General features: G+C 39.0%; 11 protein-coding genes and 1 pseudogene. 8 read left to right on the forward strand and 4 right to left on the reverse strand.

Annotated features, from left to right (window positions below; genetic code table 11):
• Positions 1 to 92: 92 nt before the first annotated feature.
• Together SMIDD28_RS03645 and SMIDD28_RS03650 are read left to right on the forward strand one after the other, a co-directional pair.
• A complete protein-coding gene (locus tag SMIDD28_RS03645; RefSeq protein ID WP_061424796.1) occupies positions 93 to 329 on the forward strand; it encodes a hypothetical protein in 237 nt (78 codons plus the stop codon).
• A gap of 23 nt (positions 330 to 352) precedes the next feature.
• Positions 353 to 739 (forward strand): type II toxin-antitoxin system death-on-curing family toxin, encoded by a 387-nt coding sequence (locus tag SMIDD28_RS03650; RefSeq protein WP_231075154.1) that lies wholly within the window; start codon positions 353 to 355, stop codon positions 737 to 739.
• A gap of 195 nt (positions 740 to 934) precedes the next feature.
• On the opposite strand, the gene SMIDD28_RS03655 is transcribed toward SMIDD28_RS03650, so the two are convergent.
• Genes SMIDD28_RS03655 through SMIDD28_RS12395 form a run of 3 tightly spaced genes read right to left on the reverse strand, consistent with a single transcriptional unit; the run spans position 935 to position 2,784 of the window.
• Positions 935 to 1,750 (reverse strand): TIGR03943 family putative permease subunit, encoded by an 816-nt coding sequence (locus tag SMIDD28_RS03655; protein WP_061424798.1) that lies wholly within the window; start codon positions 1,748 to 1,750, stop codon positions 935 to 937.
• The gene (locus SMIDD28_RS03660) at positions 1,747 to 2,652 is read right to left on the reverse strand and encodes a permease (RefSeq protein WP_061424800.1); all 906 of its coding nucleotides are present in this window, start codon (positions 2,650 to 2,652) and stop codon (positions 1,747 to 1,749) included. Before SMIDD28_RS03660 ends, SMIDD28_RS03655 begins: the two co-directional genes overlap by 4 nt.
• A complete protein-coding gene (locus tag SMIDD28_RS12395) occupies positions 2,653 to 2,784 on the reverse strand; it encodes an SPJ_0845 family protein (RefSeq protein WP_004234728.1) in 132 nt (43 codons plus the stop codon).
• A 273-nt stretch (positions 2,785 to 3,057) separates the two neighbouring features.
• Between SMIDD28_RS12395 and SMIDD28_RS03670 the strand changes: the two genes are divergently transcribed.
• The 4 genes and pseudogenes from SMIDD28_RS03670 (at position 3,058) to SMIDD28_RS03685 (ending at position 7,039) form a co-directional block, all read left to right on the forward strand.
• On the forward strand, positions 3,058 to 3,330 hold the full coding sequence (locus SMIDD28_RS03670) for a PBECR3 domain-containing polyvalent protein (RefSeq protein ID WP_416069020.1): 273 nt from the start codon (positions 3,058 to 3,060) through the stop codon (positions 3,328 to 3,330).
• Between the two features lie 814 nt (positions 3,331 to 4,144).
• A pseudogene (locus SMIDD28_RS03675) lies at positions 4,145 to 6,272 on the forward strand (Tex family protein).
• Positions 6,259 to 6,708: a SprT family protein gene (locus tag SMIDD28_RS03680; RefSeq protein ID WP_061424801.1), complete on the forward strand. Its 450-nt coding sequence runs from the start codon at positions 6,259 to 6,261 to the stop codon at positions 6,706 to 6,708. The pseudogene SMIDD28_RS03675 and the gene SMIDD28_RS03680 overlap by 14 nt, the downstream one beginning before the upstream one ends.
• A 58-nt stretch (positions 6,709 to 6,766) precedes the next feature.
• A complete protein-coding gene (locus SMIDD28_RS03685) occupies positions 6,767 to 7,039 on the forward strand; it encodes a PspC domain-containing protein (RefSeq protein WP_001085044.1) in 273 nt (90 codons plus the stop codon).
• 137 nt (positions 7,040 to 7,176) lie between these two features.
• On the opposite strand, the gene SMIDD28_RS03690 is transcribed toward SMIDD28_RS03685, so the two are convergent.
• A complete protein-coding gene (locus tag SMIDD28_RS03690) occupies positions 7,177 to 7,374 on the reverse strand; it encodes a hypothetical protein (RefSeq protein WP_061424802.1) in 198 nt (65 codons plus the stop codon).
• A gap of 427 nt (positions 7,375 to 7,801) precedes the next feature.
• Here SMIDD28_RS03690 and SMIDD28_RS03695 point away from each other — a divergent pair, with 427 nt between their 5' ends.
• Positions 7,802 to 8,560, forward strand: coding sequence for an ABC transporter ATP-binding protein (locus tag SMIDD28_RS03695; protein ID WP_061424803.1), 759 nt, complete (start codon positions 7,802 to 7,804; stop codon positions 8,558 to 8,560).
• Between the two features lies 1 nt (position 8,561).
• The gene (locus SMIDD28_RS03700) at positions 8,562 to 10,550 is read left to right on the forward strand and encodes an ABC transporter permease (protein WP_061424805.1); all 1,989 of its coding nucleotides are present in this window, start codon (positions 8,562 to 8,564) and stop codon (positions 10,548 to 10,550) included.
• Positions 10,551 to 10,573: the final 23 nt, after the last annotated feature.

The raw sequence follows: 10,573 nt of genomic DNA on the forward strand, positions 1-10,573 counted from the left end.
TTTGCTCTGATAGAGATTGTTACGAGAGCGAATTATCCTGCCATTGTAATTACCGCAATTATTTATTTTAATACAGAAAAGGAGAAAATCAGATGGTCGTAAAAACAAGAAAACAAGGAAATTCAATCACCATTACGATTCCAAGTGAATTTAATATTCCAAGTGGTGTTAAATACGAAGCGAAATTGTTACCAAGTGGTGAAATTATCTTTACTCCTGAAGAATTGGATCAGCAAGTTTCTTATATATCTGATGATGCCTTTGACTTAAATTTAGATAAAATCTTTGACAGATACGACGATGTTTTCAAAGCTTTGGTGGGAAAATAACAGTATAATTGACAGAAAAGTAAATTGAAAAAATAAATGCTTTAGCAATTCAACAGTTTTCTCCAAATGAGAAAATTCAAACAGTTAGTCCTTCGGCTTTAAATATGATTGTTAATTTACCAGAACAATTTGTCTTTGGGAAGCCTCTTTATCCAACAATTTTTGACAAAGCAACGATACTATTTGTCCAATTGATAAAGAAGCATGTTTTTGCCAATTCTAATAAACGAACTGCTTTCTTTGTTTTAGTAAAATTTCTGCAATTAAATGGCTATCGTTTTACTGTTTCGGTTGAAGAAGCGGTAAATATGTGCGTGACTATCGCAGTAGAATCCTTAACAGATGAAAACTTAACCACCTACGCCAAATGGGTCTCTGAACATTCGTCTAGAATTAATGGAAAAAGTTAAGCTCAACTATTCAATTCTTGTAAGTATAAATAAAGAGACAATATTAGAAATCTGTAATGCAGAAACGAATATTGTCTCTTTTTATTGATGAGTGAGAATTTTTGGCGTCTTCCTACATCTCATATAAACAAAAAACGAACAGGCTCTTTTTCTGTCATTCAGAAGAGAACTTGTTCGTTTTGTCTTTTTATTCTTTTAAAACACGCGATAAACATAGGGATTCTCTGGTTTATCTACTTTGGTAAAGCTGTCGATTTCCAATGTTGGGAGGTTTTGTTTGAGTTCTTTATGGTAGTAATTGACCAGTTTTCCTTTGGCTGTTATCCAGGTGTTGTTCTCGTATTGACGGGTATTTCCCTTGGTCAGCAATCCATAGACACCAGAATCTGCGATACAGTGAATAATGCCGAAGCGGAACAGGAATTGGCTATTGGCATGACTGGGGTCATTGTAGACAAAACCTGTGAACTGGACTGTCTTGCCCTCAAATTCATCTGGATAGTCGTATATGGCTTCCATGACTTCCATATAGTTTTCGTTGGTGATCTGAATGCTATCTTGGGACAAGTATTTATCCGCCGCAGTTCGCATTTCCTTTTCATAGGCTGATTTTGAAAAATAAGAACTGGTATCTGGTTTCAAATATTGGCTTGTCGTCCCTTCACTGGTCTGAATGGCTTGATCCGTGCCTTCCGATAGGGGGAAATGATAGCCTTTGGCAGAAACGGTCTGAGAATCCAAGCTAACAGTTGGGAAAGTTAAGCCGATGACAAGTGGAATAGCCAGAAGAGAAATACTAGTAACCTTCGCTAATCGGCTGTTCAGATGACTGTGGGTTTTGACTTGCCTCATCCAGATATACAGTTGAACAATTGCCAAAATAAAGGAAAGTACCATGGAAATATAGGCCAGATAGGAATAGTGCATGTTGATGTACTGGTTTAATTTGCCCGACAGATGGAGGTAAATAGTCAGTTCAAAATAGCCAGCTAAAACTAAAAATCGAATCATAGGATGACTCCAATCAAGAGAGAATACACTAAGACAACGAGTGTCACAATCGTAATGAAGTGACTGATAAATCGTGCCTTCAAGTAATTTTTCATCATGAGAATATTTTTGATATCCAGCATTGGGCCAATGACGAGAAAGGCCAAAACTGGTGCTAAGCCGAAACTTGAGAGAAGAGAAGCTCCGATAAAGGCATCCGCCTCACTGCAGAGAGAGAGAAGAAAGGCCAAAAGCATCAAGAGCAGGATGGCAAAAAGGGGAGTCGCACTGATAGAGGTCAGAATCCGAGTCGGAACATAAACCTGTATAACAGAGGCAAAGAGACAGCCAAATACCAAATAACGTCCGGTATCAAAAAACTCATCAATGGCCTGCACAAAAACCTGAAAAACCTTTTTTGCAGAGCTCAAATGAGAAAAATCATGCTCATGACAAGCCAACCGATTTTCTTTTTGAATCGGTTCTTGCCAGAAGAATCCTAGAAAAATCCCAAGTATCACAGCTACAAGAATGGAACCAAGAGCTCGTAACAGGGCGACATGGAAGGAGTTGCCAAAGGCAGAATAGGTCGCAAAGAGAACAATGGGATTGATAACAGGTGCTGTCACAAGAAAGGGAACAGCCGTGTAACTGGGAACCTTTTTTTCCAGAAAACGATTGATAATGGGGACGATTCCACATTCACAAGAGGGAAAAAGAATCCCTACGAAGGTGCCAAAAAAGATTCTCCCCCAACGATTTCGAGGGAGAAAATGATAAACCTTTTCAGGTGTGATATAAACCTCAATCAGTCCTGAAACAATACTTCCTATCAGAACGAAGGGTAGGGCTTCAATGATTATAGAGAGAAAAATAGCCCCAGTCTGAAGCACGCTAGATGGGAGTTGTTGGAAAGCAGTCATCTAGTTTTTCTTTTCTGCTTTGGCTTTTTTCTCTTTGTCATCAGGGAAAGTAACTTGCTTCAAATCTGGGAGTTTAGCAAACTCTTCAAACATCTTGTCCAAGTCGTCCGTTTTTGTAAATTTTACAGCCATAGGTGTACCTCGATTCTAAATTCTACCTCTATTATACTATTATTTTAAGGAAAAGGGAAAAGTTAAAATTGAGTATCTAACGAATAATAGAGCTTGATATTACCTGATATATCCTGATATACACTATGATTGTGATATAATAGTTGTGGAATAACGGAGGAAATGATGGATCATGAAAAAATCGGTTAGGTTACTGACGAAGTAAAAGATATTTTTAATATTGTTCTTGAAGCTAGTGATATCAAAGTTAACAAAGAAGGTTTAAGAAGCCATATGATAAAACGCCATCACAATGATTTGATTCATCATATTGAAGACCTGGAACTCATACTAAGGAACCCAGATTTCGTCGGCATCAATCCACGAGAGAAAGATGTCAGTTTTGAATATGTAAAAAGATTTGATAATAATGTTCTTGTTGCCATCAAGTTACATAAAAGTGGTGATTTCTCTTATGTTCCGACCATGTATCGTTTACAAGATTACAAGTTACAAAGTCGTATTAAGTCTGGTAGATTGAGAAAATTTGACAAAAAAAGTAGATAGTGCTAGAATAATGTTAACAAAAGACATTTGAGGGCAGAAAGGTTCCTGCCGCACCTTGAAAAAGGTATCTGAGATGCTGGGTACACCGACCAGCCAAGTGTCCGTTATTTCAAAGGAGGGAGCTTAAATGCTCCTTTTTTGTTTAAAAATTTCAAAAAAGATTATCCCCACCGCAGGCTTAGGCTTGCGATTTTTTATCTTTCAAAAACACCACGCATTTTGATCGATTAGAAACAAAAATCTAAATCCTATTCTTCACCACAACAATTAGGATAAATAATTTTTAACACGAGGGTCTCCCTTCACCAAATTTGAGTCTTCCTATCCCTTGGCTATCCTTTCCTTTCACAAACGAGTCACTTATTCAATTATAAGTTTACGTGCTCCTAGTCACAGTCAGTTGTGCTTGATGGAAAGAATGACACCTATAAAAATGCGAGGTAGTGACTATACCACTCACTTATTCACCTCCCCATGATTTATAGTAGTGATAGGCTTTCTCACTATTATGATAAAACAAAATAAAGAGCACAGCACTTTTTCATTCTGTTTTGTGCCTTGAGTGAAACGAAAGGAATTAATTATAAAAATTAAAAAAGTCAATGTGTTATTCCAGGTCAGGAACATCTTCCAGAACTGGCTATTATGTCAGATCCATTAAATACTTTTGATATCATGGATTAGTTAAAAAAGGCGGCAATGCTCTCTAAGTACAAGTTATTGCGCTATAGAATATAAATCTATTCCCCACATCTTGTTGTTAAATATTGTAGGAGATAAATTGAATAATATTAGCTTGTGGTATAATAGATTCATGGATAAAAAATATGAAAAAATCTCCCAGGATTTGGGAGTGACGTTAAAGCAAATTGATACCGTTCTAAGTTTGACTGCTGAAGGGGCGACAATCCCCTTTATCGCGCGTTATCGCAAGGACATGACTGGTAGTTTGGATGAGGTGGCAATTAAGGCCATTATCGACTTGGATAAAAGTCTGACCAATCTCAACGACCGTAAGGAAGCTGTTTTGGCTAAGATTCAAGAACAAGGCAAGCTGACCAAGGAGTTGGAAGAGGCAATCTTAGCTGCCGAAAAATTAGCAGATGTAGAAGAACTCTATCTTCCATACAAGGAAAAGCGTCGTACCAAGGCAACCATTGCTCGTGAAGCAGGGCTCTTTCCACTTGCTCGCTTGATTTTGCAGAATGTAACTGACTTAGAGAAGGAAGCTGAAAAGTTCGTCTGTGAAGGATTTGCGACTGGTAAGGAAGCCTTGGCTGGTGCAGTTGATATCTTGGTCGAAGCTTTATCGGAAGATGTGACCTTGCGTTCCATGACTTATCAGGAGGTGCTGAGACACTCTAAACTCACTTCGCAAGTCAAGGATGAAAGTCCTGATGAAAAGCAGGTTTTTCAGATTTATTATGATTTTTCAGAGACGGTTGGAAATATGCAGGGTTATCGTACCTTAGCCCTCAATCGTGGGGAGAAGCTAGGTGTCTTGAAGGTCGGTTTTGAACATGCGACGGACCGTATTCTTGCTTTCTTTTCAGCTCGCTTCAAGGTAAAAATACTTATATTGATGACGTGGTTCAGCAATCTGTTAAGAAAAAGTCTTGCCAGCTATCGAGCGCCGTATTCGGACAGAATTGACTGAAAAGGCAGAAGAAGGAGCTATCCAACTCTTTTCTGACAACCTACGCAATCTCCTTTTGGTTGCTCCATTGAAAGGGCGCGTGGTTCTTGGATTTGACCCAGCCTTTCGTACAGGTGCCAAGCTAGCTGTCGTGGATACAACAGGAAAAATGCTGACAACTCAGGTCATTTATCCTGTCAAACCAGCATCAGCTCGTCAAATCGAAGAAGCCAAGAAAGATTTGGCAGATTTGATTGGTCAATACGGCGTGGAAATTATTGCCATCGGAAATGGAACAGCCAGTCGTGAAAGTGAAGCCTTTGTGGCGGAAGTTCTGAAAGAGTTCCCTGAAGTCAGCTATGTTATCGTCAATGAAAGTGGTGCTTCGGTCTATTCTGCCAGTGAGCTTGCTCGTCAGGAATTTCCAGAATTAACCGTTGAAAAGCGCTCTGCCATCTCTATTGCCCGTCGCTTGCAAGATCCTCTTGCTGAATTAGTTAAAATTGACCCCAAATCTATTGGGGTAGGGCAGTACCAACATGATGTTAGCCAGAAAAAATTATCTGAAAGTCTGGACTTTGTCGTGGATACAGTGGTAAACCAAGTCGGTGTCAATGTCAATACAGCCAGCCCAGCACTTCTCTCCCATGTAGCTGGACTCAATAAAACTATCTCTGAAAATATTGTCAAATATCGTGAGGAAGAGGGAAAAATCACTTCACGCGCTCAAATCAAGAAAGTTCCGCGTCTGGGGGCCAAGGCCTTTGAACAGGCAGCTGGTTTCCTTCGTATACCTGAAAGTAGTAATATCCTTGACAATACAGGGGTTCACCCAGAAAATTACACTGCCGTTAAGGAACTCTTCAAACGCTTAGACATCAAGGACTTGAATGAAGAAGCCCAAAGCAAACTCAAGTCGCTTTCAGTCAAAGATATGGCGCAAGAGCTAGACCTTGGTCCAGAAACTCTTAAAGATATCATTGCAGATCTTCTCAAACCAGGTCGAGATTTCCGTGACTCTTTTGATGCTCCAGTTCTCCGTCAAGATGTCTTGGATATTAAAGACTTAAAAGTCGGCCAGAAGCTGGAAGGTGTGGTGCGTAATGTCGTTGACTTCGGTGCTTTTGTTGATATCGGAATTCATGAGGACGGTTTGATCCATATTTCCCACATGAGTCGCAAGTTTATCAAACATCCTAGCCAAGTGGTAGCCGTCGGAGATTTGGTAACAGTTTGGGTTAAGAAAATCGATACTGAACGTGAAAAAGTCAATCTGTCGCTACTCGCTCCAAATGAAACTGACTGATTACGTTAAGCAGGTTTCACTAGAAGACTTCAGCAGACCTTTTATCCATCATGTCCAGTGGAATAGGCGTCTATGTTCGACAGGTGGGCGATTTTTCCCCAAAGATGGGCATTTGGATTTTAATCCTAAGGTTTATCAGGAACTGGGTCTGGATGTTTTTAGAAAAATTGTCCGACATGAACTCTGTCATTATCACCTCTATTTTCAAGGGAAGGGCTATCAACACAAGGATCGAGCTTTTAAGGAACTGTTGAAAGCAGTGGATGGATTACGCTTTGTGCCAACCTTGTCCAATAGCAACTCCAAGGCAATCAAACTCTATCGTTGCCAATCCTGCCAGCAAAGGTATCAGCGCAAGCGTAGGATTAATACCAAACGCTATCGCTGTGGACTTTGTAGAGGTAAATTGCTACTAGTAAATCAGCCTGAGGACTGATGAAAGCCTAGTCTACACGTGATATACTATGTCTAACCTAGCAGAAAGAGGAAATATCATGAACAGTAAATTTTATAAAATGAGACGAAATCGCATGATTTCAGGAGTTCTGGCAGGTCTGTCAGACAAGTGGAACTTTGATGTTACCCTTGTTCGTTTTCTGTTTGCCATTTTCACAGTCGCAAACTTTGGACTTGGCGTGATTATCTATATCATCCTAGCTTCTATCATGCCAACCAAGGAAGAAATCGAAGCAGAAATGTACGGAACAGGCCCACGCAAACGCAAAGAAGCCCAAGCCATTGACGATAATGAAGGCTGGTTTTGGTGAGGTTTTACAGAAGATTTGGAATAAGCAAAAAGCTTTAAATCAATAGTCTAAACTGCTTGATTTAAAGCTTTTTTACTTTTAATAAGATTTTCTCAGCCTCATATACAAATTAAAAATAATATTTTAAACTTAGATTTCTAATCTGATTTTTCATGCTGAGACAATACATTTTTTGAAAAATGGTGGATGCTGATAACAACTGATAGCCAGCAAATAGCATAAGCAGTAGCTGTAAATTCTGTACCGATAAAGTGTGTTTTTTCAACTAAGAGCTGACCGATGAATGGAGAGAGGAGATAGAGAATTCCGATGAGTATATGTTCTTTATGTTTCATTAAAGCGCACCTTCTTTCCTTATAGGTAGTACGATTTGTAAGTGTTCAATTTAATGGTGTGTTACCCTAGGTAAGCTTACTCAAATGATAGTTCCGATTCCTCCTTTCCAAAGTAAGCCTTTTCACACTTATATTTTACAATTTTAAAAATAGGAAATCAAATCATTTTATAAGTAATTTTGCCTACATTCCCCCCAATCTTACAAAAATGTAAGATTAAAGTCTATTTTGTAAGGTTAGGTTATGGCAAGCGGTCTTTTTTTGATGTAAACTAGACTCATAAAGAACAAAGGAGTAACATCATGAAACAAATCTTACATAAGAAAACAAGAAAACCAAGCCACAAAGATATCGAGCGCGTTCAGCTGGGATGCGCTATGATGCAAGCAACATTTCATTTGATGGGATATTAAGAAAGGAGATTCTCATGACACTTTTAGATGTAAAACACGTTCAAAAAATTTATAAAACTCGTTTTCAGGGCAACCAAGTAGAGGCCCTCAAGGATATTCACTTTATCGTCGAAAAGGGTGACTACGTTGCCATCATGGGTGAGTCTGGTTCTGGTAAATCAACTCTTCTCAATATCCTAGCTATGCTGGACAAACCAACCCGTGGTCAGGTTTACCTGAATGGAACTGATACAGCAACTATTAAAAATTCACAGGCTTCTAGCTTCCGTCGTGAAAAGTTGGGCTTCGTATTCCAAGACTTTAACTTGCTAGATACCTTGTCTGTTAAGGACAATATCTTGCTTCCACTTGTCTTGTCAAGAAGACCCATTACGGAAATGATGAAGAAATTGGTGGTGACTGCTGAGAATCTAGGTATCAACCAATTGCAAGAGAAGTACCCTTATGAAATTTCAGGTGGTCAGAAGCAGCGTGTAGCAGTAGCTCGTGCCATCATCACAGAACCTGAAATTCTCCTTGCGGATGAGCCAACAGGAGCCCTTGATTCCAAGTCATCTGCAGCCTTACTTGATGTCTTTGATGAAATCAATGAGCGCGGCCAAACCATTCTTATGGTAACCCACTCAACAGCAGCAGCTAGCAGAGCTAAACGTGTACTCTTTATCAAAGACGGCATTCTTTACAATCAAATCTACCGTGGAGATAAGACAGAACGTCAGATGTTCCAAGAAATTTCTGATACCTTGACTGTCATGGCAAGCGAGGTGAATTAGTATGTTTCGATTAACCAATAAGTTAGCGGTATCGAACTTGATTAAAAACCGCAAACTCTACTATCCTTTTGCGCTGGCTGTTCTCTTGGCAGTCACCGTCACCTATCTCTTTTACTCCCTAACCTTCAATCCCAAGATTGCTGAAATACGTGGAGGGACAACCATTCAAGCTACACTTGGATTTGGTATGTTTGTCGTCACCCTCGCGTCAGCCATTATCGTCCTCTATGCCAATAGTTTTGTCATGAAAAACCGTTCTAAGGAACTAGGAATTTATGGCATGTTGGGCTTGGAGAAGCGTCATCTAATCAGTATGACCTTTAAGGAGTTAGTGGTATTTGGGATTCTAACTGTTGGAGCAGGTATCGGTATTGGAGCCTTGTTTGACAAGTTAATTTTTGCTTTCCTACTCAAACTGATGAAATTGAAGGTTGAGCTGGTCGCTACCTTCCAGATGAAAGTTGTCATTACAGTGCTTGTTGTCTTTGGTTTGATTTTCCTAGGTCTCATGTTCCTGAATGCCCTTCGAATCGCCCGTATGAATGCCCTCCAGCTTTCTCGTGAAAAAGCTAGTGGTGAGAAAAAAGGTCGCTTCCTTCCTCTCCAAACTATTCTTGGTTCCATTAGTTTAGGGATTGGCTACTATCTTGCCCTTACTGTAAAAGATCCTCTTACAGCCTTAACAACCTTCTTCTTAGCTGTTTTGCTGGTTATAATTGGAACCTATCTCTTGTTTAATGCAGGGATTACCGTTTTCCTACAAATTTTAAAGAAAAACAAACAATACTATTACCAACCAAATAACCTTATCTCAGTGTCTAATTTGATTTTCCGTATGAAGAAAAATGCGGTTGGGCTAGCAACTATTGCTATCTTGTCAACAATGGTCTTGGTAACCATGTCAGCAGCTACTAGTATTTTTAATGCTTCAGAAAGCTTTAAAAAAGTTCTAAATCCTCATGATTTTGGGGTTTCAGGACAAAATGTTGAAAAAGAAGATTTGGACAAACTCTTGAGCCAGTTTGCAAGTGACAAAGGTTATAAGATTAAAGAAAAAGAAGTGATTCGTTACACTTACTTTGGTGTTGCGGCCCAAGAAGGAAATAAGTTAACCCTTTTTGAAAAAGGACAAAATCGTGTCCAACCCACAACAGTTTTCATGGTATTTGACCAAAAAGATTATGAAAATATGACTGGTCAAAAACTGTCTCTATCAGGAAATGAGGTCGGACTCTTTGCAAAGAATGAGGGAGTTAAAGAACAGAAAACTCTAACTCTGAATGATCATCAATTTTCTGTAAAAGAAGAATTTAATAAAGATTTCATTGTCAACCATGTCCCAAATCAGTTTAATATTTTGACTGCTGATTACAATTACCTTGTTGTACCTGATTTACAAGCCTTTTTGGATCAATTCCCAGATTCGGCTATCTATAATCAGTTTTACGGTGGCATAAATGTAAATGCCAGTGAAGAAGAACAACTCAAGGTCGCTGAAGAATATGATAAATACCTCGATCAATTTAATGCTCAATTAAACACGGAAGGTAGCTATGTTTATGGTAGTAATTTATCAGATGCTAGTGCTCAGATGAGTGCCCTCTTTGGTGGTGTCTTCTTTATCGGTATTTTCCTATCCATTATCTTTATGGTCGGAACCGTTCTTGTCATCTACTACAAACAAATTTCTGAAGGCTATGAAGACCGTGAACGCTTTATTATCTTGCAGAAAGTCGGTTTAGATCAAAAGCAAATCAAGCAAACCATCAACAAACAGGTTTTAACTGTTTTCTTCCTTCCTTTGCTCTTTGCCTTCATACATCTAGCCTTTGCCTACCATATGCTTAGTCTGATTTTAAAAGTGATTGGTGTAATAGATACGACTATGATGTTGACTGTGACCTTGTCTATCTGCGCTATCTTCCTCATCGCCTATGTGCTGATTTTCATGATTACTTCTAGAAGCTATCGTAAGATTGTGCAAATGTAAAAAAAGATACCTCGACTGCAAAA

Origin of the sequence: Streptococcus mitis, from assembly GCF_001579045.1 — a bacterium.
GTDB classification, from domain to species: Bacteria; Bacillota; Bacilli; order Lactobacillales; family Streptococcaceae; genus Streptococcus; species Streptococcus mitis_D.